This is a genomic window from Luteolibacter pohnpeiensis (assembly GCF_016595435.1).
In the GTDB taxonomy this organism is placed as follows: Bacteria; Verrucomicrobiota; Verrucomicrobiia; order Verrucomicrobiales; family Akkermansiaceae; genus Luteolibacter; species Luteolibacter pohnpeiensis.
Genome location: NZ_JAENIJ010000041.1, coordinates 1 through 26046, shown reverse-complemented (window position 1 = coordinate 26046; position 26046 = coordinate 1). Strand labels below are relative to the sequence as shown.

At 48.9% G+C, this 26046-nt stretch carries 27 protein-coding genes and 1 pseudogene; 5 read left to right on the top strand and 23 right to left on the bottom strand.

All coding sequences use genetic code 11. From position 1 onward, the window contains the following. The 9 genes from JIN85_RS21475 to JIN85_RS17805 form a co-directional block, all read right to left on the bottom strand. Positions 1–183, bottom strand: a 183-nt coding sequence (locus tag JIN85_RS21475) for a hypothetical protein (protein WP_234047500.1), incomplete at its 3' end; no start/stop codon positions are given. 136 nt (positions 184–319) lie between these two features. Beyond that, a complete protein-coding gene (locus JIN85_RS17840; protein ID WP_200273343.1) occupies positions 320–586 on the bottom strand; it encodes a hypothetical protein in 267 nt (88 codons plus the stop codon). Between the two features lie 482 nt (positions 587–1068). Beyond that, positions 1069–1671, bottom strand: a complete 603-nt coding sequence (locus JIN85_RS17835) for a hypothetical protein (RefSeq protein WP_200273341.1) — start codon at positions 1669–1671, stop codon at positions 1069–1071. Positions 1672–1789: 118 nt separating this feature from the next. Further along, positions 1790–2458 carry an RHS repeat-associated core domain-containing protein gene (locus JIN85_RS21985; protein WP_325109833.1) on the bottom strand — a complete coding sequence of 223 codons (669 nt, stop codon included), beginning with the start codon at positions 2456–2458 and terminating at the stop codon, positions 1790–1792. A gap of 267 nt (positions 2459–2725) precedes the next feature. After that, entirely contained in the window at positions 2726–2920 is a 195-nt protein-coding gene (locus tag JIN85_RS17825; protein ID WP_200273339.1) for a hypothetical protein, read from the bottom strand. Between the two features lie 86 nt (positions 2921–3006). Beyond that, complete coding sequence (locus tag JIN85_RS17820; protein WP_200273337.1) at positions 3007–3357, bottom strand: hypothetical protein; 351 nt, start codon at positions 3355–3357, stop codon at positions 3007–3009. A gap of 69 nt (positions 3358–3426) precedes the next feature. Continuing rightward, complete coding sequence (locus JIN85_RS17815) at positions 3427–4053, bottom strand: response regulator (RefSeq protein WP_200273335.1); 627 nt, start codon at positions 4051–4053, stop codon at positions 3427–3429. Further along, positions 4050–7130: an ATP-binding protein gene (locus JIN85_RS17810; protein ID WP_200273333.1), complete on the bottom strand. Its 3081-nt coding sequence runs from the start codon at positions 7128–7130 to the stop codon at positions 4050–4052. The genes JIN85_RS17815 and JIN85_RS17810 overlap by 4 nt, the downstream gene beginning before the upstream one ends. A gap of 149 nt (positions 7131–7279) precedes the next feature. Beyond that, positions 7280–8323: an NHL repeat-containing protein gene (locus JIN85_RS17805; protein WP_200273331.1), complete on the bottom strand. Its 1044-nt coding sequence runs from the start codon at positions 8321–8323 to the stop codon at positions 7280–7282. 107 nt (positions 8324–8430) lie between these two features. Between JIN85_RS17805 and eboE the strand changes: the two genes are divergently transcribed. Beyond that, the gene (gene eboE / locus JIN85_RS17800; RefSeq protein WP_200273329.1) at positions 8431–9600 is read left to right on the top strand and encodes a metabolite traffic protein EboE; all 1170 of its coding nucleotides are present in this window, start codon (positions 8431–8433) and stop codon (positions 9598–9600) included. A gap of 95 nt (positions 9601–9695) precedes the next feature. Here eboE and JIN85_RS17795 read toward each other — a convergent pair whose 3' ends face one another. The 12 genes and pseudogenes from JIN85_RS17795 to JIN85_RS17740 all read right to left on the bottom strand — a co-directional run. Next, positions 9696–10358, bottom strand: a complete 663-nt coding sequence (locus tag JIN85_RS17795) for a glycosyltransferase family 32 protein (RefSeq protein WP_200273327.1) — start codon at positions 10356–10358, stop codon at positions 9696–9698. 143 nt (positions 10359–10501) lie between these two features. Beyond that, the gene (locus tag JIN85_RS17790; RefSeq protein WP_200273325.1) at positions 10502–12034 is read right to left on the bottom strand and encodes a hypothetical protein; all 1533 of its coding nucleotides are present in this window, start codon (positions 12032–12034) and stop codon (positions 10502–10504) included. Next, entirely contained in the window at positions 12031–13143 is a 1113-nt protein-coding gene (locus JIN85_RS17785) for a hypothetical protein (RefSeq protein WP_200273323.1), read from the bottom strand. Before JIN85_RS17785 ends, JIN85_RS17790 begins: the two co-directional genes overlap by 4 nt. A gap of 100 nt (positions 13144–13243) precedes the next feature. Further along, entirely contained in the window at positions 13244–13963 is a 720-nt protein-coding gene (locus JIN85_RS17780; RefSeq protein WP_200273321.1) for a glycosyltransferase family 32 protein, read from the bottom strand. Next, positions 13963–14775: a glycosyltransferase family 32 protein gene (locus JIN85_RS17775; RefSeq protein ID WP_234047499.1), complete on the bottom strand. Its 813-nt coding sequence runs from the start codon at positions 14773–14775 to the stop codon at positions 13963–13965. Before JIN85_RS17775 ends, JIN85_RS17780 begins: the two co-directional genes overlap by 1 nt. A 69-nt stretch (positions 14776–14844) precedes the next feature. After that, positions 14845–16026, bottom strand: coding sequence for a hypothetical protein (locus JIN85_RS17770; protein WP_200273317.1), 1182 nt, complete (start codon positions 16024–16026; stop codon positions 14845–14847). Positions 16027–16041: 15 nt separating this feature from the next. Continuing rightward, positions 16042–17190, bottom strand: a complete 1149-nt coding sequence (locus JIN85_RS17765) for a hypothetical protein (RefSeq protein WP_200273315.1) — start codon at positions 17188–17190, stop codon at positions 16042–16044. Between the two features lie 146 nt (positions 17191–17336). Beyond that, positions 17337–17894 (bottom strand): twin-arginine translocation signal domain-containing protein, encoded by a 558-nt coding sequence (locus JIN85_RS17760; RefSeq protein WP_200273313.1) that lies wholly within the window; start codon positions 17892–17894, stop codon positions 17337–17339. Between the two features lie 8 nt (positions 17895–17902). Continuing rightward, entirely contained in the window at positions 17903–18187 is a 285-nt protein-coding gene (locus tag JIN85_RS17755; RefSeq protein WP_200273311.1) for a hypothetical protein, read from the bottom strand. Between the two features lie 897 nt (positions 18188–19084). Continuing rightward, positions 19085–19258, bottom strand: coding sequence for a hypothetical protein (locus JIN85_RS22360; protein WP_200273309.1), 174 nt, complete (start codon positions 19256–19258; stop codon positions 19085–19087). Positions 19259–19388: 130 nt separating this feature from the next. Continuing rightward, positions 19389–19529, bottom strand: coding sequence for a LicD family protein (locus tag JIN85_RS22355; protein WP_200273307.1), 141 nt, complete (start codon positions 19527–19529; stop codon positions 19389–19391). Between the two features lie 130 nt (positions 19530–19659). Beyond that, a pseudogene (locus JIN85_RS17740) lies at positions 19660–20061 on the bottom strand (integrase core domain-containing protein); the annotation flags it as partial. Between the two features lie 137 nt (positions 20062–20198). Between JIN85_RS17740 and JIN85_RS17735 the strand changes: the two are divergent. From JIN85_RS17735 to JIN85_RS17720, 4 genes are all read left to right on the top strand, one after another. Beyond that, positions 20199–20525, top strand: coding sequence for a hypothetical protein (locus tag JIN85_RS17735; RefSeq protein WP_200273303.1), 327 nt, complete (start codon positions 20199–20201; stop codon positions 20523–20525). Positions 20526–20861: 336 nt separating this feature from the next. Continuing rightward, entirely contained in the window at positions 20862–22295 is a 1434-nt protein-coding gene (locus JIN85_RS17730) for a hypothetical protein (RefSeq protein ID WP_200273302.1), read from the top strand. 17 nt (positions 22296–22312) lie between these two features. Beyond that, positions 22313–22996, top strand: a complete 684-nt coding sequence (locus JIN85_RS17725; protein WP_200273301.1) for a glycosyltransferase family 32 protein — start codon at positions 22313–22315, stop codon at positions 22994–22996. A gap of 50 nt (positions 22997–23046) precedes the next feature. Further along, a complete protein-coding gene (locus JIN85_RS17720; RefSeq protein ID WP_200273300.1) occupies positions 23047–24654 on the top strand; it encodes a glycosyltransferase family 32 protein in 1608 nt (535 codons plus the stop codon). 49 nt (positions 24655–24703) lie between these two features. Here the strand turns inward: JIN85_RS17720 and JIN85_RS17715 are convergent, their stop codons facing one another. Both JIN85_RS17715 and JIN85_RS17710 read right to left on the bottom strand, forming a co-directional pair. After that, positions 24704–25294 carry a LicD family protein gene (locus tag JIN85_RS17715; protein WP_200273299.1) on the bottom strand — a complete coding sequence of 197 codons (591 nt, stop codon included), beginning with the start codon at positions 25292–25294 and terminating at the stop codon, positions 24704–24706. Between the two features lie 535 nt (positions 25295–25829). Further along, positions 25830–26046 (bottom strand): transposase (locus JIN85_RS17710; protein WP_200273298.1); only part of this gene is annotated, 217 nt, incomplete at its 5' end.

Below are 26046 nucleotides of genomic sequence, written 5' to 3'. Positions count from 1 at the left end.
AAAACTACTAGTGGAATCATAGACGGTGTCAAGCCTTGAAAGCCAGTCACTCATCGAGTTGCTTGATCCATACTGGTGGGTGATTTCTCGTCCACACGGGTAGGCGAACCCTTCCAGCAAGCGAGCAACTTCATCAGCCAGGTCTTCCAGCACGCCACTCAGAGGACTGTTTGTTTTCGCCATGGCTCTCTACGCAGCCGACTGTATCAGAAAGCTCGCTGTAGCGTAGCCATAGTCCACCCAACCCATATCTGGATCTGTTAAAACGCAAAATTTCCTAGACCGAATCATGTATTTGCCATGCGTTTACTGCTTACGTTCATCTACCACCCAAAACAAAACCAATTGAAGCAATTATCAATATGCTAATGAGGTAAATTAAACACTTTAGCATAATATATGACATTTGTTCAAATCTACCAGCATTTGGCATTATAAATCCAATTGACATGATTGGTGACAGCATACCAAAGCCCAAAAGAACATCGTACTCACCATCCTTTAATTGCTGCCAAAAATATGTTTGCATAAAAACACAAGCATTCGCCAGAATTAGCAAGATGTAAAATATTTTTTGCGACTTCATTTACTATTCATTGTGCTCGGGGCATCCCCCAATGATCCGAACTCCCTGCGACCAACGCCAACTTTATACACTCATCTATTCGGGACAACAGCTTGGGTGCAGATGAGATACCTAATGGGTCCCAACAACTTCGGTCCTCGCAAACCTTACCGGTATATGTTTTGGCTTTGCAAGCATTGATTCCAAGTCCAACTCTCAGCCCAACTGGATCACCTGAATTAATCCCGAATCCGTCATGGTTCCAACCTACCCCTCCACCGAAACCTGAGTCAAGCCCTGGGGTAAAGATAAGACCTCTTCCCGTAGTTGTTGAGGACCACTCTCTCACGTAACCTTCAGCGGATCATTCGATTTTTGCGAAGGCTACGCAGCTGGCTCTATCAAGAAGCCCATAGAGCGAAGCTCTAGCCCTACTAACCCACATCTGGACCTGGTAAAACGCACAGTTTTCTACACCAATCTTTGCAACTCTCCACCACGCATCAGCCTCCGCCTGTTCCCAGATCGGCAAAATACAGACTATTGCTCGCTTGCAAAATTGAAAGAATTTGCTTTTTTGATTGGCGGGGAAAGCATAATTTTTTGAGAGCGTCCTGATATCTCATAATAATTTCATCTAGTTCGCCGATTTCCAATATATTGACATTGATTCCAATTCGAATAATTTGCTTACCAACATATCGCAACGAGCACCAATCAAGCATTGACAGCGATTCCTTGATTATTGTCAATTCTGATTCATTAAACCCGCTTTGCAGCAGATCAATCACATTGAAAATATCAGATCTATCGACATGTTCAAAAATAGCAACATGACGAGATTTGTCTCCCAAAGGCAGCTCGCCGGTTAGACGAATAGAATCTAAAATCATAGCTGGAGTAAGAGTTTTCGTATACCCCTCCACTAAACTGCAAATGCTGTTGCCCCAAGCTTTAGGCTGCATCCATTCTTCAAAGCTTTCAGCTTCTATTTTACCGGGAAATCTCAATATGACGCCTCGCATACTCCCACGATTTAAGTCGCGAACTACAGGAATTGTTTTAACGCATGTCTCGTATAATCCATGCCACTCAGTTGCACTCATTTTATTTTTCAAGGAATATATTCTATGGGAAAATATGGAAGGGCTTTTTTTATTCCTTCTACTCCAAATAAGCAGTCTCTAAGGCTTCGGCAACTGCCCCTCCAATGCTTGGCCGAATTTAAGGACTAGGATTAGGTAAAACCCTTGGGGGCCAAGGGCCGGTGACCACTTCAGGCAGTAGTTTGGGAGGGATTGGGGGAATAACCTGTGGAATCTTTAAACTCAATAAATCCACTTGATTCACCCAATCATTTCCTACGAACCCATACAAGTTCACCCTGCCTATTTCCTCAATCGGATCCCTGCTTGGCCATCTGCCCAGCTCGGTGAGGTAATACCGGTAGCCGTAGTTATACCAGCCCGTCTCAAGATCCGCGTCTTCGCAGTGAAATAGTAACTCCCATGCATATTCGTTAGTCGTTTGAGTGACGGATCTCGCGTTCATGATCCGCATCGGACAAAAGGCATCGTAGCTGTAGCAATCGGATACCGCTCCGGTGGTTTCGATGATCACCACTGGATCAAGGTAGTCGCGCAGCACGAAGCGTGTTTCCGCCAGGTTGCTTGCGCTTGTCGAGCGCTTACAACGCAACAAGTTCCAACGGTCATAGGGACTCCATACATAATATTGCGCATGGATGTCGCTTCCGACCCATCCCGCAAGTGCGCGCCACTGGCGATCGTAGTAATAATCGCGCGATTCACTCGCTTCGGTTTTACTCACTCTGCGGGTCATTGCATCATGGGTATACGCTCCAACCACCGTGGTGCCAAGCTTGATTTCCACTAAGCGGTTCCAAGCATTGCATTTCCAAGTGTAACCATCCGCAAATGCCTGCAGCGTCGTAGATTGGCTTCACGCCCCGGCTTGCGCCACTCAAGGATTGGATTTCGTTGGCGGTGCTTTATGCCCGTATCAGGGCAAGTGACGGGCTTGAGGGTGTCGCAAATACCAGTCGCAATTGCGTACACAGAATGACCAGCACGCCTGAATCTACTTAAACGTGATGATTCGAATGATTCTAAAATGGAACCGATTTCTACAATCTAGATTTCATCTCTTTTTACGCCAATAACACCAATTACCTAACCACAAAACACCTAGAGCAAAAATATATATAATTATCGCCAGAACTTTTTCCCAACGATTTGGAAATGATCTCCACCCAAAATAATCAAACAAGAACGGACCTATAGATATCAATAGCATCCATCCACCGAAAAATATTATTTTATCTAATTTTTTCATGAGTTCATCAAATCTCAAAAAATACAAAATCATTCATTACTCAATTGTCTATATGACATACCGCATCAAATGACAACTTAAGATCTTCAAAATTGATAAAATGTATTCACATCACTCTCAGCACCCTTGAACCCGCCATGCTGGGCAAAATCCCGTGCACATTCACTAGTCGTTTGCGTGACGAAGCTTGTAATCACGAACCTCAACGGACCGAAGGAATCGTAGTTGTAGCGCTCGGATGCCGCTCCGATGGTTTCGATGATCGCCACTGGATCAGGATAGTCACGTAGCATAAAACGTGTTTCCGGTGGATTGCTTGCGCTGGTCGAACGCTTGCGACGCAGCAGGTTCCAACGGTCATAGGGACTCCATCCACACTGCGCTTTATGAGTCATCGGATCATGGGGATACACTTCTACCACCTTGCTGCCAAGCATGAAGTAGATGCCTTTTGATTCATATCAGGATTTTCATTTCCTTCACGTGATGATTGCAATCCAGCTAGATTATGAATTTGGTCTGAATTTCAACGCAGCTTCGGTGCGCGAGTGCACATGAAGTTTCGCGTAAATATGCTTCAAATGCCAGCGCACCGCTTCGACTGTGACACTCATACGTTCGGCGATTTCCTTATTACTGAAGCCTACCGCCACTAATTCCAATACCTCGCGCTCGCGGGCTGTAAGCATTTCCACTTCCTTCGCAGTGGTCGATTGCTCTTGGAAATGGGAAATGACCTTGCGCGCAATTTCACCACTCATCGGCGCTCCGCCATTTCGCACATCACGGATCGCGGATAGAACCTCCTCCGCAACAGAACGCTTCAATAAATAACCCAAAGCTCCTGCCCGGAGAGCGCTGAAAATTCGGTCGGGATCTTCATACACCGTAACCATGATCACTTGCACGTCAGGCAATTTCTCCTTCAAACGTGAAACACATTCAATGCCCGACATGCTGGGCAATTGAATATCCATCAATACCACTTCAGGCTCCAATTTTGGAAGCAGCTTCAACGCAAGCTCAGCCGTGTCACAACACGCAACGCACTGGAACTCATCTGACAAATTCACAATCGTCTCCAACCCTTCACGGGTTGTTTTGCTATCTTCAACAATGGCAACTCGAATCATATTTCACCTCTCTCCAACGGAAGAATCATCTCAACTTTCGTTCCAGAATGCAACACACTGCTGATCCGGCAGTCACCGCCCAGATGCTCCAATCTCTCCACCATTCCATGCAAGCCATGACCATCTCTTGAGGCAGCAGATATTTCAAATCCCTCACCATCATCTGCAATGGCAATGATCAATTTCCCTTCCACCACACCGATCGCAAGCTCAACTGAGGTGGCACCTGAATGTTTCACCACGTTGTTCAAGGCTTCCTTGAAAGCAAGGAAGACTCCATGCCTGCGACCAGAATCAAGCGGCAGATTAGGCATTCCACCAGATATCGAAAGTCGGCACGCAATATTTGCAATTTTCAGAAATCGTTGAGCGAAGAGGGAATAATAACTCGCGAGATTATCGACACTATCATATTTCGGATTCACCGCCCACACGATCTCATCCAATCCGGTCACCAAGTTCCGGCAAACCGCGCCAAGCTGGTCGAGATAGGTATCTTTTTTCTCATGCGGTATGGCGGGATTTCTCATGAGCGCACTGAGTATGCCTGCTTCAGTCAGCCCCGATCCCAACTCATCGTGAAGATCCCGAGCGACTCGCGAGCGCTCGCGCTCCATGATTTCATTTTGTTCGGTTCGCTGGCGTTCCTCGATTTCCGCAGCAAGTTGCAATGTTCGAAGATTCACCTGTTTTCTCAATGCCACGACCCAGGCCAATGCTAAAAATAGACCTCCGGAAAGTATCCCCACCGCGGTGATTGTATGACGCCCGGTCCACCAAGGCCCGGGTTGCAGAACTTGCATATCCGTCGAACGATTCAGCAACAGCTCGAACGAACCAAAATTGTTCTGGGATGAATCGTTCATCAAACTCACATAAACTCCCGCCACCCTCACTTTGCTACCTGGCCGGAGAATGTTCGTTGGGCGATCTCCGTCCAACTTTGCAAGGAATCTCTCCGCGCCGGTTTTCAGTTCGAAGACCCGCTGATTCTGTGAATAGGTTTCATTCACCAAGTCCGCAGTTAAGCTCACCAGGCTAGAATCGAGTGAACGATCCGGCAGCGTTTCACGATCAATGATCGCAGCTTCCGGAAAATCGGTGTGATCCAGCTTGCGAGCAACCGCTTCTACCAAAACCGGCGATGGTCCATCCAGACGCGGATAACCAACCACTTCAACCCTATCGCCAGCTTGCAAAGCCATTTCCTTGCTCAGCAAAACGCGAAAACCTTTTCCAGCATCCGTTAGAAAACATTCCCTCTGTCTCAAATGCAAAAGTTGCCCGGTCACTTTCACCCTCCGAAGAGCACTGGCATGCGAGGTAAATCTCAACAGATCCGTCGTTTTCATCGGCGGCAGAGCAAATGGATCTATAGGCGGTGTTTCATCGACACTCAGTGACACATTGCCTAACATGATTTTCCCCGGGATCACTTGCCCGGTCTGGTAATTCCATCGTGCGGTGAAGACTCCGCGTAAACGCACCAAACAGCCCAGCAATGCATCACCTGTTAGATTTTGTGATTTCCGATATGGCAATGGATAGGCATCCATATTGAAAATCTCAATTTTGCCGTCAGGGGTTAAAAGCGACATGACTTCGCTTTCCGCTGAGATCACCACCCCTTGGATCTCTACCTGTTCTGCATCCAGGCTTCCGTTCATCAGTTGCTCCCAAGTGGGACGCACCGGCGTGGGCAATTCACAGGTTCCTAAATTATGCCCATCGCTGGCCATGATCACTGGTGAAAACGAGCCGGGATTCGTGGTGCCTTCAATTTCCCAGAATTGGCCGGGCTTCGGTTGATCCAAACCATTTGCTGAAGATATGTGAATGAAAACCCCGCCACTTCCGTCCTGTAAAACTACTGAATTCGTAGTAGCCATCGTGATCACACCACGAACGCGAGCCTTGAGTGATTGACGCGACTCCTCAGGAGCAAGCTTGCGGATTTGTCCCACACTGGTCAGCAACGGCTCTTCCTGATTTTGACTTACTGGCAAGATCTGAATCGAATCTGAGCCGAGAATCAGCAACCTTGATGAACGTTCTTCATTAATGCCCCGAACCTCTTCGAGCAGCCCACTTGCTCGTATTTTTTTGCCCATCCAATTTCGGCCAACGAGTTCCGAAGCATCTGCAATCAAAACCGGCATCGAGCGACCTCCATCCAGCTCGATTTCAAGTCGCCCTTGGGCCGTATCCATGAACCCCACTTTGCCTTCGAAGTTTTCCAACGCTCCAGCCGCATCGATGTTAGAGCCTATCCCCTGCGCTTTTTGCACAATCCATCGGCAAACATCCTCGGCCTTCCCAACTGAAAAGCGGGCACCATCATCTGACAGCAGATCGAATTGATAGACACCTGTTGCGGGAGCCTTGAAATAACCTGTGAAGACCATCGCCACATCCCATGGTGCAGGTTGCTTGCTCAGATCAAACCCATCGGTGACTCCCGTTGTCTGTGGCGTCAATTTTGAAAAATCCGGCAACTGATACCAGGACCCGAGGTAACTCTCATAGGTCAATCCAGACTGATACTTTCCATCTGATCCTAAATGCCAAACAAGATCTCCGCCCACGGTCTTTTTGGTTAGATCCGGCCCGCTGACCTTCAATCCCAAGGCGCCTTGCGCCGCACCATTGAACCATTCCATGCGGAGTGGCTGCATCCCTTCGGTCAAATACACCGATCCTGATTTTTCATCGGCAGAATGCCTGCCGTCATTTTCCACAACGGGATCCGTGCCGATCTCGATCGCCACCCGCCCACGCCGCACCGGACAATGGTTCCCGATCACGGTAATCTGATCCCCCACTCCGAGTTGCTGCGGGTCCGGCAGTCGGAGCACCAATGAATCCGAATCGTCTTTCAAAATCACAAACGATCCTTGAGTGGTGCAAACTGTTCCCGAAATCTGAAACGAAAACCGCTCCGGTCCAGTGACATTGATCCGGTGCTTCAATTCTGCCAAGTTCAGCAACTCATTTTCCGCATACGAACAAGCAGGCCACGCCAGGAAGCCAAGCAGCATGGAAAGAATGAGACGAATCAACGAAACGGGATGAGTCATGCGATGGTGAAAACCTGCTACCTTTGAAAGCCTCAGGACCCAATGCATAGTCGATCCAAAGGCCCGTCCAGAATCCTAAAAACATCTTCCATGACACAAGGTAAAGATTTTCGCAAAATCCTACCCAATCGAGTAGTCCATTGAATGACCTAGACCCGTTCCAATTTGATCGGGTAGGTGTTGCCCGAATTCCATTGGGCGATGTAGATGCTTTTTTCGTCATCGATCAGCAATCCATGCGGATAGGTGAACAGCGGCGTATCGGCACCCATCGTTGCCATTTTTCCGTCAACGGAGACAGGGAGTGGAGCACCCAGATTGGAAACGATTTGATCATCCGGGCCGAGAATGCTGACAAAGCCGTTCTTCGGCTTTCCTTCGGCTCCGGCATTTCCCTCCAGATGCGGAATGATCGAAAATTCGCCGAACGGCACGATGAAATTTGGCTTGGCTCCTGGCAAATGGATCACGTCCACCAAGTCACCATCCAGCGTGTAGCGCTTCAGGCACGACTCATTGCGCGAGGTGACCCAGACTCGATTCTTTCCGCCGCGGGTATCGACCCATGCTCCGTGGGCACAATCCAGATTGGCTCCATCAGGCTGATTTCCACCGAACGATTTCAAATAGTTTCCCTCTGCATCATAGCGATGACACCAGTTCTTCCCATAACCATCCGCCACGATAAAACCTCCGTCTGGCACCAATGCGACGTGGGTCGGATTAAACTGATCCGGTGATTCATATTTCCCACTCTCTTCCGGATAATTCCAGGTCCGCAATACTTTGCCGTCCAAGGTCACCTTGTAAAATTGATGGCGGGCGTGATCGGTTAAATAAAACAACTCCTTCCCATCTTCCACTGCCAAGGTGAAGCCGTGGGCCCCTGGATATTCAGTCCCCCATTTACCTAACAATTTACCAGACTTATCGTAGATGATAACGTTGTTCTGGGTGTGATTCGTCAGTAGGAAGATGCGGCCGTCTTTTACCTGAACCATCGCGTGACAATCTCTCACCGGGGTTTTCTCATCCAGCACGCCCCACCCTGGAATAGCTTTCCACTGATACTTTCCCTGACCCAGCACCACAGCGCCGACCTCTGGATTTTGCGATTGCGCGCTGGCAAGGCCAAGCCCAGCCAACGCAGTGGAAAGGGAAATCAAAAACTCTCGGCGGTCACAGGTATTCATGCGCTACATCTATAAGCGACGATTCGCTGATTTCTTTCGTTCGATTTCTTCGCTTTGACCTCTGCCCAATGACGGGCAAAGTTCTGCCGCACCCCATTTCCACCGCCTTGAAAATATCTCCCACCTGCGACCTCTCCTATTGCACGAATATTCATCCGGCAGAAACCTGGGACGCCACGTTTGAAGCTCTGAAAACCCATGTGCTTTCTGTCCGCGATTTGCTCCGGCAGTCTGGTAATCTGGCCATGGACGCTCCTTTTGCCATCGGCCTCCGCCTGTCCGCAGTTGCAGCAGAAGAATTGTTGCAGGGCGATCAGTTGCTGCAATTTCGCGACTGGCTGACCGCCACTAATACCTACGTCTTCACCATCAACGGTTTTCCCTACGGCAATTTCCATGGCACCCGGGTGAAAGAAAAAGTGTTTCAACCCGATTGGACCGATCGGGCACGCCTCGTTTACACCCAGAATCTTTTCAAAATCCTTGCCGTCATCTCCAAGCGCGGCACCTCGGCCTCTGTTTCAACCCTCCCCGGTTCACACAAAACGTTCCACGCCGATGAACATCCGATCCTTGCCCACCTGATCGAGCTGGCAGAGTTTCTCGATGATCTTTCTGCCAAACACGGCATCGATTTTCACCTCGGCCTCGAACCCGAACCAGTTGGGCATTTCGAAAACACCGGCGAAACCCTGGCATTTTTCGAACGTCTGCACGGAGCTACGCCGGACTCGGAAATGATCCGTCGTCGGATCGGCCTCAACTATGATGCATGCCACTTCGCCCTGGAATATGACGACGCCCGCCCATCGTTAGATGCCATTCGAGGTGCTGGCATCCGCATTTCAAAAATTCACCTCTCAAGCGCTCTGGCCCTGAATCCTCAAGATCCAGCGGCGATCAACGCGATTCGCTCATTCGACGAACCCGTGTATTTCCACCAATCCCTGCTGCGTGAAGCATCGGGCCACGTCGTAAGATTTCCAGATCTCCCGGATTTTCTAACAGCTCTGGATTCCGGGACAGTAGCTGCGACTGACTTCGAAGAAATGCGGGTGCACTTCCACATTCCGCTCGATGCCGAGCCTGCAGCCCCCTTGCGATCAACGCGCGATCAGGCAGTTGAAGTGCTCGCCTGGCGCCGTGACAACCCGGATGCCTGCGCCCATTACGAAATCGAAACCTACACCTGGGGTGTCCTCCCCACCGATCTCCAACGCCCAGTCGAAGAACAAATCGCCGGAGAATATCGATGGGTGCTGAACCAGTGCGATTAACACTCGAAAAAGCGACCTACTTCCCTCGCTGCATTTCCCTGAAAACTGAACACTGAAATCCATCAACTTCTTCCACCGATCACTCGGCACTTAAATCACATTCCTTCCCACCAGATGGAATGCACCAAGTGCTGGCCATAATGCCCATATCGACAACCTGGCACGTCAAGGATCGTCACGTCTTTCCATTTGTCCCAATCTCGATAATACGCAGTCGTAACTGCATCAGGCCCGGTCGAATGAAGGATGTCCAAACTTGAGCAATCCTCGGCCTCAAAGTCCGCTGAACGAGCAACAATCTCATCCAAAATCGCTCCGACATACGGATGCCCTTTTTCTGCGGCAAAGGCATAGTTGGCGATCGTATATTGATCTGCAAGGTGCCACATCCGCTTGGGGAATCGGAGACGATAAGACATGGGCTCCATCCGTTCTTCGATCGAAAACACTGCTGAGTGCGTCACAAGTGGATCCAAAGGCTGGCTGAGCAGCACGTCGGTATCGAAATAAAAGCCACCTAACCGATGCACCACTAAAACACGGAACAAATCCGCACGCATCACCGGTTTCGGATACCAATCGTATAGCTCACCAAATTCCGGTGCATGTTCGTCGATGAAATCCCGGCAATCGCCATCGGAGAAAAATACAAACTCCCAGTCAGGATGAAGCTCTTTCATCCGATCAAGACAGTAGCGTAATTTGGGTTCTAGTACGTGCTCTGAAACGTGGGTAAGAAGCAGTCGCTTTGGGATCATAATAAATAAAAATACTATTTAACCGCAGATGAACGCGGATTGACGCTGATTTGAAAATTTTGATACATTAAGAAATTAAACTTCTGAAGAATATCTTAAAAAATCCGCGTTCATCCGCGTAAATCTGCGGTTCATTTAAAATCTCACCCCAACCTCCACCCCATCCTCGCAGCGCTCGTCGTCTGAACGATCGCCTTTCCCTGTTGCATCCAGGCCGACAACAGCAGCTCGGGGCGGATGCCTGCCGGTTGTTCCGCGAGCGCCTGGCAAAACTGCCGTGAAAATTCGGTTCGCCACAAAGTGAGCGGTCCTTCCAGTTTCGGTAGTTTACGAATCCAGCCTTCTTTCCACTCGCCTGGATCCAGCCCACGCGCAACAGCCCAGGCGGCCACCGTTTCGTCGATCTTGTAAAAGAAGTGCCCGCAAACGACCACCTCCGCCTTTTCGTAACGCCGATCAAGGAACAGCTCCGAGCCCACGGGAAACGAGCGCAGCCAGGGGCTCGCATCCACCCACCACTTCGTCTCCACCTTGCCACTTGTCCATTCGAGCAGCGAAGGCAGATCCCCTTTGAAGGCATAGAACGACAGCACCTCTTTCTTCGGCAGCGGATCTTCCGATCCCTCGTAGACCTTTCTTCTCGCCCGGCGGAAAACCGTCGTCTCCGACCGGACAGCCACCCCACCACTTTCCGACAGTTCGTTCCACGGAGAGTCGGGTGTGACGATCTTGCGGGTGAAGAGAATCTCGCTGGCCGGATTGGCCCAGGTCGCGTATTCGACATCCACCGCATACCAGTAGTTGACGAACTTTCGCTGCCAGATGAGGAAGGTCAGCAATCCCTCGAAAGCGAGCCGCGGATACAAGGCAGCGAGCAGGAACCAGTGATCGAACATTTCAGGCGGCTCCTCGAACGACGTCCATTCACTCCCTTCCAAGGGGTAACCGAGACCACCGCCTTCGCCTTCCGAGCAGCCCAGCGGCATCGTTCCGCGCTGGCCGTGCCAGATCAGCGCCCGCATCAGCAAGCCAGTGGGATGTCCGCCTTTCGCCCCGAAGTGAGCGGAATGGATAGGCCTATACGATCTCGCCTCCAGCCGATGACTCTTGTCGCCGACCAGATGCGGCAGACGCCAGCCGCCCAGATTTGCCGCCATCACCTGTTCGGTCCGCTCCACATCGTGGATCATCTTGTGGCCGAAATTCCCGTGGGTGACGGTGATCCAGCGTCCCTCCTCCTCCAGTGCCAGGAACCGCCACAACGCCGCCGGGTTGTTCGAGGTGCTGCTTCCTTTCATCAGTGCCACCTCGCAACCGGCTTCCGTCAAGCGATCCGCAAATTCCGCCAGCTCCGCCGACAGATACACCCGCAGCGCCGTGTCCTTCCGCGCTAAGACCTCCGCCGCTCCATCCAAGAGCCGACGCAACTCGAACCACGAGTCTTCGGCGCAGAAGAGCAAGTCACCCACATCTCCCGCGCCGGAAGGTTCCATCATCGCACGTTCGGGGTCCCGGAAAAGGCTGACCACCACCAGATGCGAAGCCGGTTGCGGATTCAGAATCCGGTCCACGCCCAGCCATGCGTCGAGCTGCGCCCGTTCTTCAGGAGTCACTTGCTCCTGATAGGCGTCCAGCATTTCGTCCGTCAGGATCGGGAAAATCTCAGTCCAGCTCACGGCGTTGTGCTTTCAGTGGGTTCGGTTTCGGGTAAGTTCAGAGAAAACCCGGACGGATTTCCGGGCATCTCCTCTCGCGTCCACGCCGCGAAATGCTCAGGATATCGGTTTTCCAAAGCGAGACGCTCCAGCATTGAAGGCACAAGCGTGCTTTCCTTCAAATCGACCGGCTTGAGCGAGATCGAGGGATGGAGCGGCTTAACGAAAAACAACTCACTGGCGGGATTCGCCCAGGTGACATATTCGATATCCAGCGCCAGCCAGCGGCTGTGCTGGTCGTCCGCCTCGATCAACGTCAGCACCCCTTCGAAAGCAAGGCGGGGATAAACGGCGGACAGCAGGAAAAATTCGGCCAGATCCGCGCCCTCCCAGAGCGGCTGCCGCTCGCCGACTTTCACTTGCAGCGGTTGCGTTTTCAGTTTCCCACCGGCATCCGCTGCCGGCGGTGCCTTCCGAAGATACCACATATAAGCCAACAGCAGCTCACGAACCGGAAGCCCTTGCAGGCAGCCGAAGCGATCCGGATGGATCGGCCGATAATCCCTTCTCAGATCCATCGGCGAGCGCCAGAACTTAAGGCCCGCCGCCTGTAGCGCCGTGGTCCTCTCGAGGAACATCTTCGCCTGCCCTAGATCGTCCAAACTCAAGAACGTTACCGTGGAGTCCTCCTCCAACGCCAAAAACCGCCACAGCGCCGCGGGATTCGGCCCTTCCGAAGGGCGCACCATCCGCACCACCTGACAACCGGCTTCCACCAACTCCTCCTCCGATTCCTCCCACAACGGATCCAGATAAATTCTCAGCACCGCTTCCGGCCGCTCCGCCGACAATCGAAGCGCTGTGTTCTTCAAAACCGTCAACGCTTCCGGAGGCATCCCATCACCCATGCCGTTTGCGGTCGTGCCGGCGGTTTTTAACCGCCCTGCCCCTTCCTCCCCATCGGAGCACCCGCAACCTTCCTGCATCTTCCAGCGCGACAAAGGGTTCAGCACCGACGCAAACCGAGCCGGAGGTGGAAGCCCTGGAGAAAGCGAGAGACACAATAAATGCCTTCCTGCAGATCCCGAAAACAGCAATTCACCAGAAAACATCTCTTCCAGTTTCTTCACCTCCGCTGCAGTGGCGACAGCTCGGAAGTCGTCAATTTGCTCATCGGTAAGAATCGGAAAAAAATCGGACCAGGACATAAGGATGAAGGGAAACGTGAAGTTAAAATAGCCGGTTGGCGAGATCCCTGCGCTGAGCCTGCCATGATTCGTAGCCAGGGAGCCTGCGCCAAAACATCGAAGCCGTGATATGACGAATCTTCGTCCCGTTGAAATGGTCGGGAGGATAAATCCGAACCTCTCTACGCCGCTGCAACGCACGATCATCAGCAAGCGCTCCCGGAGCCTTTTCTACTCCCAAATGCTTTCGAATTGCATCGGACCATACCGATGGCCCGGTATAATGATGCACGTAATGATCCATCGTTTGGTCGACACCGCCGTCGCGTTCTACCCTTTCGCGAATGAGCTCCAACACCGTGCGGAAGACACAATGATGCGGTGGACCACCAAATGCCCATTGGCTGAAATAGGTGTCCTCCTCCTCACACGCCACGTGCAATCCCGTCTGCCGATCCAGCCAATCCTCTAAGGAGAAATAGCAGATCGTATCGATGTCGGCGTAAAAACCGCCGAATTCCTCCAACACCGCGTATCGCCAGAGATCCGCCTTCATCACCGCTAACGGCATCGCCTCGAACAAAGATAGGAAACTTCCTCCGTGATAATGACGAAAGAAGGCTTCGATATCCTCATCCGAGCAGAAATAATAGGACCATCCCGGATTCAGCCGCAGCCAGGAATCGATACAAGGGAGGCTCTCAACCGGCAAGCGGTCGATCGACTTATAGCTCTGCCACAGAATTTTGGGAACCTCCGGCATCAGAAAGTTCCGGCTATGGATGAAGCGGTTTGGCAGACCGGCAGATGATCGAAAAGCTTCCCGTAGTGAGATTCGGTTTCCACATTGATATAACTGTGCCACCAGCAGTGGATAAAATAAGGAGCAATCTCGCTGCGCCAGCTTCCATCTTCGATCATCTGCTGGTAAAGAGGTTTTTCTGGAAAATCGAGCGACATGTCCGGAATCGGATTGATCCAGAAATAGGGAACCACTGCGATCTTCAACTTCTCAAGCCCTCCAAATTCATGGATCAACCGCGTCATCGCCACGGGTCCAGTGGTATATACCGGAGCTCGACTCTCGCAAGTCCCCTGGGCCACCACTTTCTTCATCTCTTTGAGGTAAATCTCGAGAAACCTCGCCCCCGGTTTCGCCAGCATAAAATTGTTCATATAAATTTTCTCCCGCCCGAAATATTTACGACTATGGATCGGATGATCAATCGTCAGCATCAGCTCCGTATCGCCGTCTACCAAACCAAGCTCACATGCAGCAGCAATCAAGCTGTCGATCGAACGAACCCCGATCATGTCCACATCCGCATAACAGCCGCCTAGTTCATACAAGGCCGCACAACGGAAGATATCCGAGCGTTGGATTCCCGTGGGATAACGGGAAAGGTTTTCCCATGAAAAAATGAAATCGGAGGTGATAATTTTCTTCCAATCTTCATCATCATAAAAACGACAGTCCCAATCCAAATTCGTCCTCTGCAATGAGGTGACGCATGTTTTGATCAAAGGCGGCAAATCGTTAGATTTCGCTGTTTGATGACATATTTTTGAAATCATCTTTTTATTACACTCAGGTCAACGAAACAGCGCGATATCGCAATTAATCCCATCGATTAGACCACACATTCAGTTAGATCTATTATTTTTTTCACTCCATGCCTTTTCCGCTTTTTCAGGTTGTAAGCTATACCATTTTTGATAAATCTTATGCTGAACGGATTCTTTCAACTCACTATTTTCAATCATTTCTGAAATTCTCAAGCTTTCCTCCGGGCGAGTTCCGGCTTCGGATAAAACCATTTGGCCAAGAGCATTATCCAACTTCGGAGATGGTGGCTTCATATACAGCCAATTCCTAGCTTCGCTGGGATTTGACTTGTACCATTGTTCCATTGCTGTTTTCATCAAATCAGGAGAAATTTTCTCTGACGACCACGCATAATTGGCTGCCTCAGCAGGAGCAAATCGCCCCCAACTCTCTAACAATTTTTGGGTTGCCCCTACTGCTCCTAGCTGCGTCTGGGATGAAATCAAATCTGCAATTGATCGAAAATTTGTATTCTCCGGCAACAGGCCGATGAGATATTGTAACTCATCTTGTCCAGACCCGTTAGACAATTGAGATAAAAATTCCTTTATGGATCGCTCAGGTTGAGTTTTAATTAATTTTTGATAATATCCAGTAAGAAGTTTTATTCGATCATACTCATCTTCGCTCAGATTCAGCATCTTATCAAAGCCTGTAGAATCAGTCTCAAAATACAATGCACCCGCAGATTCCAATAACCGGCCCCGCATTAGAGGAGATTCGATTTCGGAAATCCACTTGCTAAGATCCTCGGGAGTTGCACCTTGGTTCATCAAACTTCTCATTATTGTTGGCTTGAAGGCGTCTAGTAGTCGAATATCTTCCAGCATAATCAAACTCGTCGTTAGCCGCATTAAAGAATTCTTATCCAGCAATATCAAAGAATTTCGGATTTTTCGATAGTCTTCTATCGGAATTTTATAACTTTGTCCAGATTCTTTAATTTTGCTAAACTCTTCGAATATTTGATCATAGTTAAGAGCAGCAACCAATTCATCTGGCTCTACCATACTTTTGCGAGAAATACTACTTCTAGAAGATCTTCTTTTAGATTTTTCAGGACTATGTGTAGAAAAAGAGTCTAGCGCTCTATATTCACGCGATGCGGTTTCGCTGTCAGGAGAAGAGCTTAAATTTCGTATCTTAATAATAAAAATAAATATAATAACTACTAACGCGCACCCAGAAACTATACCGACGAATTTGAGTTTTGAATACATCTGATTATAAAAATTTTATTCTCCAAAAAACTTATTCCACGCAGCATCTGCATCTTCTTTGTTTTTCTCTGCCCATTCATAATAGACTTCCGTTAAAAGCAATTCTCGATTTTCGGCATTCGACATTTGAAGGCCCAATTCCCAGGCCAACTGAGGCGAATGAATTGTGAAGTTTTGCAGCAAATGAGAAATCGCGTCGTCTTTTTGAGGGGTATTCTCCCAGGCGCTCATTAAGGGTAGCAATTTTTCACTTGAGGATGACATCATTGATCCCAAAATCTGTTCAGCATCAGAGATTTTAGATCCAGCCAAAAAATTTGCTGCTGCTACGGGATCTGTATCTACCCACTTTCCAATCAGCGCCCCTTTAACATCATCAGATAAAGAATTGACATTCTCACTGGAGTATTGTGAGATTTTTGAAATATCGTAAGATTCTGGTAAGTTTTTAATTACCTTAATCAATTGTGGATGTTCACCCGATTCAGGCGAAAATTTAATTAACCATTCTATGGGCGATCGAACATCGCCAGTGAACTTTTCGATAAAGCCCGCCAAAAATCGATCTTTTTCACTTTCCAAGCTGATTTTTTGGTAAAAAGGCATAGGGTCCGAGCCGGCAACTCCCGAGTAATAACGTCCCATTTCGCGAAGAAGAGCAGTTTTGAATATTGGACTTTTTACTGAAATTACCCATTTCTGAATTTCTTCTGAATTTCCCAATTCACTATCGGCAGTGCTCATGGCGGCTCCGATGAGATGAGCTAGTCGCTCCATATCGTCTCCCAATTCATCAGAAACGTAATCTAAGAAAAGGCAAATTTCCATCGGAGATAGACCGATAGTCACTCTTCCAATATATTCGATCTGTTCATCGCGAAGACTTTTCCCGCTAAATTTACTTTTTAACAAATCGTAACCTTTGGTTACTTCACTCAAAGAGTCGTTAACGTCATAAGAATTACTAGCATTTTCACTGTGTTTCGGTTGTTTTGTCAAGCTAGCAAATCTTTCTGGAAATTCCTTTCCAGATTCCAACTTTTCATTTCCTTGGTCTTGATCATGCAAGGAAATTTCATCGGAATAGACACCATAGAATAACAATGCTGTCAATGAGAATGCAAAAGCTATAAACAAACCAACAAATTTTTTGTTTTTAGCCATTATTAAGGAATATTCAGCACTTTTGAAAGTAGGTGTTCAATATAGGGAAAGTGCCACGAATAAAAACCGAGCACTTTCCCATGAAAATGATTAATTAGTCAAAAAATAAAATATGTCACATAATATTTTATGAATAAACTGAATTCTCATTCCCAATCGGTTACAATGACCGTATAAGTCATGAGCCATCCTTTTATGTAGCGGTTAGGGTTCGTAGAAACTTGGGTCACTTGCGAGACCCCTGGACCAAATTGAGTAATGGAGTAGGTTTTGGGCGTAGTAGGGTCATTAGTACCGACAGTCTCAAAGTGACGGTCGGATTCCGTTCCGCCAGTCGGCGGCTCCTCTGGATCTTCAGGTTTGTCTGTAGTACCTAAGCCGCCAGCTGAGGAATACTTTTTAGCATCGGCCTGATCAGAACTCCACCCAAACTCGGTTTTCCACATCACTACAACCAGAGTATATTTTTTTAGCCGTGTTGGTTCTGACGTAACAGCAGTAGTGCTGGCAGTTGCAGTTGCGCTCAAGCTGGGAAATGAGCTTCCTTCACTTCCTAAGCCAACTCCCCGTGTCAGGAAAGTGACAGCTCCTGCAGTGAAGGCGGTTTTTTTTATAAAATTGCGTCGATTCAGTTCATTTAAATGATTCATAGTGTGTTTTATTGCTGTATCAGACAACTGCCAAACAATCGGCCTTGCGGTCAAGCAATTTTTTAATAGAGAATGAGGAGCGGTATTGAATAGAGCGTTTTAATGCCCATTTCGGGATATGAAAGGCGGAAAGCCGGTCGAATTACACCAGTTGTTAGTTGTGAAGCAACCAGCGGCTCGCTCTTGAATTCATTCAAACAAGAGTTTCTTTTTGATGGGATTACATTGATGTCAGCAGCGGATGCCGGGGATGTGGCGGCGATCATCGGTCGCCGCATTCCGAGCAGAAGAACCACAACGACCAGTGATTGCCGCCATTTTTTGAAGCCTCGATTTGGCTCGTCCACGGCCAGGGTTTGTGAAAAAGTTTGCAGAGGATGCGCGAACCCATTCGGAAAGTCATCTGGCAGACAGGTCAATCGATCCCAAATCTGACGGAGAAAGAAAAGCGATCAGTACTTTCGTGGAGTTCACGCAACCCCAAGTGGAGCCACCAGTTTTGTCCCAACGAGATCGTGGCGGAATTTTTGAAAGAGTTTTGCTCCGGGGAAACCGCCCGCCTGTTCGCCTCCCTTCCCGCAGGAGAAATGGAGACCGATCTTTGGAAATACGCGGTGCTTCACGAGTTCGGCAGTGCTTATGTCGAAATGGGATCGATTTGCGCGCGCCGCTGGACGGATGGCTGGACGTGGAAAAGGCCTAGGGGCTACAAGTGGCGTGCGAGAACAATGTGCCGTATTTTTGCCTCCGCACGATCATTGCCGCGAAGGGGCAGCCGATGCTGGCGCAGGCGATCCGGCTGATCGGGAGTGGGCGAATCATAGTGGTAAACGACTGTGGACAGGAGCTGGTTTATGGACGGTGGCAATCCGGCGTTATCTCGAGTGGGAAGAGGAGCCGATGACGCTTTTCATGAGAGAGCGGCCTTCTCCTACAAGGACATCGAAATCCACCCCTGCTATTCTTCGACGGGGTGAAGGTCGGCAGGGAGAAAGCGCTTTTGGGCGATGAGGAACGAGAGGAGAAGAACTGCTCAACTGGTGCGGGACACAGCAACAGCTTGAAAAGGGGGAATTTTGGAGGGCGGTGCTCCTCACCGCTTTGAATTACGGGAATTCGATTTGAGATTAGCAACCAGCGGATCATTCTTCGATTCGCAAGATTCGGGGTGCGCCAATTTCTTTTCAAAGTGGTCGTGAGCGGGGCCGAAGGTTCACAACGCCGCGGAGCGGCGACCCCCAACATCATCTCTCGGAGCCGCCGGGTTCCCAGCAGCGGCTCAGGGCATTGAAGCGCCAACCTTTATAGAATGGTTCGGCGATGGCATGGGTGCCGCATTCCTGTTGCAGCACCCGGTCGACTCGATACGGAACATGGATGGAAACGTCTTCGATTTCAGTCTCCTGAAATGGAAACAAGTCCTCCTTGCGATAATGATACGGGCATTTCGTGGAGTGCAGGCCATCACCGGAGGAAACAAGAGCGGGGATGGTGGTTGCGCGTTTTGCGGTGCACGTGGTTCGGATTCACTTCCAGCAGGTAGTGACGTCAATCATAAAGATCCTGCCGTTCCGCCGCCGCTTTCAGTTTTAGCAGATCCGGATACAGGACGCAAAGGTCAACATCATTGTCCCACGGTAAAAGGCGGTGACACCAATGCCAGCCGATGAGGGCTGAGCTGGCCCCCAAAGTTCGGCCACTGATGGGCTAAACCAAGCTATGGTGGCGGGCTGCGGGAGAGCTTGGGGACGATGATGGTTCCCAAATCAAGGTTGGAGCGGAGGGGCGAGCACGCAACGGAGCGTAGGCCAGTGGATGGCTAGGACCGCAGCGGAGGCTTCCCGCTTCGGCGCGCCGGGGGTGTCAAGGCCGCTCTTGGCGCTGCGGCTGGCGGCCTGTAGTTCCGCGACGGCGTCTGGTTGCCGAGGTGCTGGTGCGAACGCCAGTCGTTATAGCGCCCGAACCACTCGCGCAGCCCCTGCGCAAGAACGATGACCGTGGCGTGTTCCTTGAGGTAGATTTCCTCGTGTTTGACGCTCCGCCACAGCCGTTCGATGAACACGTTGTCCATCCAACACCCCTTGCCATCCATGCTAACCTTCGCACCCAACGCTTCCACCGTACCGGTCCAGGCCGCGCTGGTATATTGGCAGCCTTGGTCGATGTTGAGGATCTCAAGCTTGCGTCCGGCTACCTTCACTGCCTCCTCCAAGGCTTCCAGAACCTGTAACCTTTTTTCGGAGTGCGTTGGTGCTAGAACTCACCTTAAATCACTGATCCCATGAAACCTCGCAAAACGTATGACCTGAAATAAAAAAAAAGCGCGCCGTAGAGATCCACGGAAATTCCGAAAAACCGATGATGCAGATCGCCAGAGAGCTCGGCTGCTCCACCAATGCACACAGCGAGTGGAAGAGCAAATACGACGATCCACTCGCAAGCGGCATCGACCGCTATCACGCAATCATCGAGCAGCTCCGCGCCAAAAACAAACGCCTCGCCAAAGAACTCAGCAGTATGACCAAAGAGCACGAAATCCTAAAAAAGTCATCGCCATTTTGGGCCAATGAAGACGCCGGAAAAATAACTCGGGATCCGGTGATTGAGACAAGAAGCCAAATATCCCACCGCCATGCTTTGAAAAATTTTCGAAGTCTCGGGAAGTGGCTATTTAGCATCACTTGACCGTTCCTCTTCACCGCGCAGCATCCGTCGCAAACAGCTGTCCAAAAAAGTGGTATTAATACCCTTGAGCGCCTCAAGGGCAACCCTCGCCTTAAACTCGGCACTGTTTCTTCATCTTTTTCGTTTCACTGCTTCGGTGGTCTATGCCTCCCGAGCCCATCACATCATGACAAGACCTCTGGCTCCCTTTCCCGGGACCACTTCACTTGAATCCGGCTGTCAATATTTGACAATTTAGTATATAAATAATCTGCGAATAAATTGTAACTTTAGAAATTAATTATACCCACACAATGATTGACACCATAACCCATATATGTAGTTTAGCGTCGTTCTATGAATTGGTGCTCCGTATTTCCTATCTACCATCCTGATCTTCTACCCACAACAAACTCAGCCCATCCTTCAATTTGCAAAAAAATACTTTCCACTGGAAAAATTAAACGCCATCTAGTAGCAACCACGTTCACCAAATCAAAATATGATTCGATAGATTCACTCATTTTGATCGCCAATCAAGTGCAATCAAAGGCTAAAGATATCACCTTTCGGATCTATGTAGGCGAGGATCAAGAATGCGAAATTTCAGATTTTGTAGACTTGGGGTGTGAGGTCGCAATCATGCAATCAAGCGAAGATCACGTTCTGGAAGAACAAATATGGCCTTTTTTCGCGCTAGAAGAAGATCGATTGGTAACGATCACTCATGCTAGTCGAGGTGAATTGGTTCTTACCGATATAGAGAGAACCGAATCTGTGGCGCAAGCAGGGTTAGGAGGTTGGCGCATCCCAACCAACCTTTCTGCCTCTGAAAACCAAATCGGGTATAGACCAATTGATCATCGGTGTTTCGGAAGCTGTCGTCCGATTCCAATTAGACATCTACTCAACTCTTTTATTAAAGATTGTAAATCGGGAAGGTTCAAACCAATTTGCCAACCCCCATGGGGAGGAGAACTCGAAATCGCGAATTCAAAGTGGCCGGAAACTGGCTTTGCCAGTTGGTTTCTTATGGCAGCGGTTTACCCCCGGATGGCCGCAGCGGGGTTGATTTCGATCATTCCACACGATGCAGGCAAAACCATGCCGTTCCTGCCATTGGACATCGAATACTGCACTTGGGCCAATTCAGACGCAGAACTAATTTTATGCGAACCAGCTCCCACTCCACCTAGAGTGCCAAAAGCATCGAATCCGAAACCCTGGGATGATGCGGAAGTTGGCCCGTTTCTTCATATTCGCCCCAATGCTAGAGTATTCAGACGGGAACGCAAAAAAATGGGCCCCATGCAGAAGATCTACGAATCTCTCCCCCACCCCGAAGTGCTGACATTTGAGGAATTCCAAGGAGATTTCCGGTCATGGCTACTCCATTGCTCGCAAATAAAAGAAGGTCCTGAATGGTGGATCGATTTTAATCCCATACTCCAGCCCGGAAAGAATGGTGGTGATTTGTTCCTCGACCGATGTTATGATGATGCCGATGTCGTAGTTTGTGGTTCATTCCTAATGCGGATCACGGATGAAATGGCTGCATGGGCCAGGCAATACGGTATAGATGACTGGAACTCTGACATGATTTTACGAGTACCTAAGATTGAAGGACCTTTAACACTTTGGCAGGCAGATTTTGGGAAAAATTTGCTTTTCGAATGGGATAAATCCCCAGCAGGAATTCGCCTCGAATTGTTACTGAAAGCGAAAATGCAACTGAATCAAGCGAAAGTCTACGAGACGACTGCTGGAAGGATGGGTTGGAGTGTTAGATAATAACCGTAGTCGATATCATGATCCCGAAACGAATCATTTGCACCCATAAATCAGAATTCGCCCTGTCACCAAAACTTCGGTTCTGCATGCAGAAAATGCAAGAACTCCACCCTTCGTGGGAGTGGAAATTCTTCTCAGATGCCGATTGTGAAAATTTCATTGAAACTAAAATACCTGAGTATCAGGATCTTTACTTTGGCTATCCTCAACCGGTGATGCGAGCTGACTGCTTTCGCCTTCTCTCGGTCTACCATTTGGGTGGCTTTTACTTAGATACGGATTTCTTGGTAGATCACCCACTCGATCCGCTTTGTAAACACCGGGCGGTATTCCCTTGGGAGATTGAACTCACTCCTGGACGGTTTGAAAAACGCTTCCCGAATTGGTATCGAACTGTAGAAAAGCCACTTAGCGTGGGAAATTATGCCTTCGGCGCTGAAGCTGGACATCCCTTCTTACGAGCTCTTATTGACGAACTCATTAGACGAACGGAATCATTTGAAGCAGAAGATTGCTCAAATCATGATGTCATGTTTGCTACCGGCCCTGATATGCTTACAACTGTTTATTACAGGGATCAACACAAATGGAAAGATGTTGAAATACTAAGTCACCCAAGGGCTGGACTTGGACATTACGGACTTCATTTTGTCACTGGTAGTTGGTGGCAAAATAACAGAAACTGGGGAGCATTGCCATAATATACAACCAAAGATACACAGCATCAAATCATCTAAATTTTTCCATAGCCATGGATTTCAAAGCATCCTGCATATACATCTCCACACGAGGCATTATGCATAACTGTGACATCTCCCCGAAACACTCTATTTCAGATGATACTTTATTCCAACCTAGCATATATAGAAACCTACAAAATAATCAGGCAGTCTATGTAATCACAGATCAACTTGTGCAATTTCTGCACTTCATCGATCAAAATTCACCTCCACCACATCTGAAATTCAATCTGATCACGGGATCTTCTGTAAGATCACCCAGAGAGATTTTAGGCAATCAGGCAATTTCTTATTTATTAAGAAAAATTGCCAATGGAGATTCACCAATTCGAAGTTGGTTTGCACAAAATCATGATGGAGCTGAAAGTGATTTCGTGAAGCGAATCCCGCTTGGATTGGACTATCACTCCCAAGCAAATGGAGATTTTTGGTGGGGACCCAAAATGACACCTCTTGATCAAGAAGAATTGCTGATCAAAATTCACCATAAAGCTCCTAAAAAGCGATTACCTAAAGCTTTTTGTAATTTCCAGTTCAATATGTGGGAGCGACACGGACGAGATCGTCATCTAGCACTCGAAGTCGTCAGAAAAAATCCACATCTCTTTGAATTACCGATTGCGAAAAGCGACCGAGAGACAACCTGGACCCAGCAGAGCCATTACCAATTCGTAGTCTCACCGCACGGGAACGGTTTGGATTGTCACCGAACTTACGAAGCGATTGCACTCGGATGCATTCCCATCGTCAAAAGGAGTGGCATTAGTGATCTTTTCTTAAAACTTCCAGTTTTAGTGCTGGATGACTGGGATGAGATGCCCGATGCGATACAGGATCACGATCGCATTGATCATTTGCTCCAATCAACATCTACTGATGACTTACTTTTATCAAGATGGATCGATCTGATCCGTTCATCACCACGTCAAACTGCTTATGAAGTAAACAGCATCAATCCCACTATTCCCAAATTGATCTGGCAACATGGAGTTTCCATGGATGATCTTACTGATACCGAAAAGCGAGCAATTTGGAGTTGGATAGATCGTAATTCAGATTGGGATTTCCAATTTTGCACCGAGGAAATGCTGATTGAGTTCGCTGATGAATTTTTCACCGAAGAAATGAAAAGCGTCTTCTTCGCATTGCCGAATCAGGCGATGAAAGCCGAAATGTGGAAATATGCGGCCTTGTATGAGTTTGGCGGCATAGCTACCGATATCAGCTCAGTTTGCCGACAGCCATTGAATGAATGGCTAGATGCTGAGCAGGCAGGCGGAGGGAACCGACTGCATGTGGCTTGTGAAAATGACTCAGCTTTGTTCTGTCATCAAACGATCATTGCCTCGCCCGGACACCCGGCTCTAAGAATCGCACTGGATTTAATTGTCGAGCGTGTTTCCAATGAATTAGAAATTCATCAAACCAATTTGAACCGCGCAAGTTATTTGACAGGTGCGGAGTTATGGACCTCCGCAGTTCAGCTTTACCTGGAGAGTAATGAAGAGCCAATGACGCTATTTCATCATCGTTCTTCATTTACTGAAAAGGACATTACCATTCACCCATGTTATTTCTTCGATGGGGTGAAAATTAAGCAATCCAGCGCAAAAACTTAGATCTACAAGCCCTGTCTGAACTACCTCAATTTCCTTTGAGAAATACCATTCAAGATCGTTCCCATTGCTTAGCCAAGGCGTTCAGATGCCAGTCCCGATAGGTGGGTTCGGAAATGGCATGTCGTCCATACTCTTGCTCCAAAACCCGATCCACTTGATGAGGAACGTGGACAGATATCCCATTAACCTCAGATTTGACCAAAGGAAACAAATCCTGAGCTCGATAACGATGAGGGCACTTCGTAATGAGGTCGCTTTCACCAACTGGATAAAGTGCGGTGATATCGATAAAAAGTCCGGTCGGCACGTGGATGAAGCGAGCATCGATTTTATTCGGATCTCGGTTCTCAAATGGGTGGCGATTGAATGTCTCGCGCCGAACGTGGTGAGGGTTCACCTCTAACAAATAGTGTCGAACATCGTAGAGTTGATCGTGATTCGGGGCCAGATTGAGTTTTAGCAAATCATCGTAACGCACACACAAGTCGAGGTCATTATCCCAAGGGAGAAGTTTACGACACCAATACCAACCAATAAGCCCTCCGTGCATGAGTATGGCGGTAACTCCGAGTGAATCGCATGTTTTGCTGAAATCACGCAACAACTTCAGAAGGATCTCTCGGGTTATCTCCGAATCCACGTGCCCCCGAAAGTAGCGTAGATCGTAGTGGTAGCCCCCATCCTGGAAAAATTTAACATTGGGATCAAGGCTGCAGTTCTCAACGGCATTCACGGTTGAAGCATGATGCTTAAAAGCGATTTTGAAAACTCGAAAATCGAATTCCGAGTCACTGATCACTTCCATCTACAGCGTAGCATAATCTCGATTATTTATGGATCGCTGTAGAAAGCTTTTCGTTTTAGCAGATCCAGAAATGAGTTAAGTGAGCTGGCCCCCGAAATCCGGCCACTGAATGGCTAAACTAAGTTATGATGCGGGGTGCGGGAGAGTTTGGGACGATGATGGTTCCCAAATCAAGGTTGGAGTGGAGGGGAACTCGAAAGCGGGAAGCTGGAGCGGAGGGCTAGGACCACAGCGGAGGCTTCCCGCTTTCGGCGCGCCGGGGGGTGTCAGGCCGCTCTTGGCGCTGCGGCTGGCGGCCTGTAGATCCGCGACGGCGTGTGGTTGCCGAGGTGCTGGTGCGGTGGCCAGTCGTTAGACCGATTGCCAGAACTCATTTCCGATTGAGATTGGGAAGTGAGCATACGGAGCTCACGGTTCGCGGTTGATCGAGAAGCGCTTGGAGTGAAGTCAATAGCCTGTCAGTCAGCGCAACTCCATCACTGGTCAGGAAGTCTGCCATGAAGTGCCCTTTTAAGTGCTGCCATAGCCTTTCGATAGGATTGAAGTCCGGGCTGTAGGGGGATAGATAGAATGGCTGGATGTGATGC

Coding starts and splice junctions, on each gene's coding strand:
- JIN85_RS17840 (WP_200273343.1), bottom strand. CDS start 586: ATGAAGTCGCAAAAAATATTTTACATCTTGCTAATTCTGGCGAATGCT.
- JIN85_RS17835 (WP_200273341.1), bottom strand. CDS start 1,671: ATGAGTGCAACTGAGTGGCATGGATTATACGAGACATGCGTTAAAACA.
- JIN85_RS17825 (WP_200273339.1), bottom strand. CDS start 2,920: ATGAAAAAATTAGATAAAATAATATTTTTCGGTGGATGGATGCTATTG.
- JIN85_RS17820 (WP_200273337.1), bottom strand. CDS start 3,357: ATGCTTGGCAGCAAGGTGGTAGAAGTGTATCCCCATGATCCGATGACT.
- JIN85_RS17815 (WP_200273335.1), bottom strand. CDS start 4,053: ATGATTCGAGTTGCCATTGTTGAAGATAGCAAAACAACCCGTGAAGGG.
- JIN85_RS17810 (WP_200273333.1), bottom strand. CDS start 7,130: ATGACTCATCCCGTTTCGTTGATTCGTCTCATTCTTTCCATGCTGCTT.
- JIN85_RS17805 (WP_200273331.1), bottom strand. CDS start 8,323: ATGAATACCTGTGACCGCCGAGAGTTTTTGATTTCCCTTTCCACTGCG.
- JIN85_RS17795 (WP_200273327.1), bottom strand. CDS start 10,358: ATGATCCCAAAGCGACTGCTTCTTACCCACGTTTCAGAGCACGTACTA.
- JIN85_RS17780 (WP_200273321.1), bottom strand. CDS start 13,963: ATGCCGGAGGTTCCCAAAATTCTGTGGCAGAGCTATAAGTCGATCGAC.
- JIN85_RS17775 (WP_234047499.1), bottom strand. CDS start 14,775: ATGATTTCAAAAATATGTCATCAAACAGCGAAATCTAACGATTTGCCG.
- JIN85_RS17770 (WP_200273317.1), bottom strand. CDS start 16,026: ATGTATTCAAAACTCAAATTCGTCGGTATAGTTTCTGGGTGCGCGTTA.
- JIN85_RS17765 (WP_200273315.1), bottom strand. CDS start 17,190: ATGGCTAAAAACAAAAAATTTGTTGGTTTGTTTATAGCTTTTGCATTC.
- JIN85_RS17735 (WP_200273303.1), top strand. CDS start 20,199: ATGATGCAGATCGCCAGAGAGCTCGGCTGCTCCACCAATGCACACAGC.
- JIN85_RS17730 (WP_200273302.1), top strand. CDS start 20,862: ATGAATTGGTGCTCCGTATTTCCTATCTACCATCCTGATCTTCTACCC.
- JIN85_RS17725 (WP_200273301.1), top strand. CDS start 22,313: ATGATCCCGAAACGAATCATTTGCACCCATAAATCAGAATTCGCCCTG.
- JIN85_RS17720 (WP_200273300.1), top strand. CDS start 23,047: ATGGATTTCAAAGCATCCTGCATATACATCTCCACACGAGGCATTATG.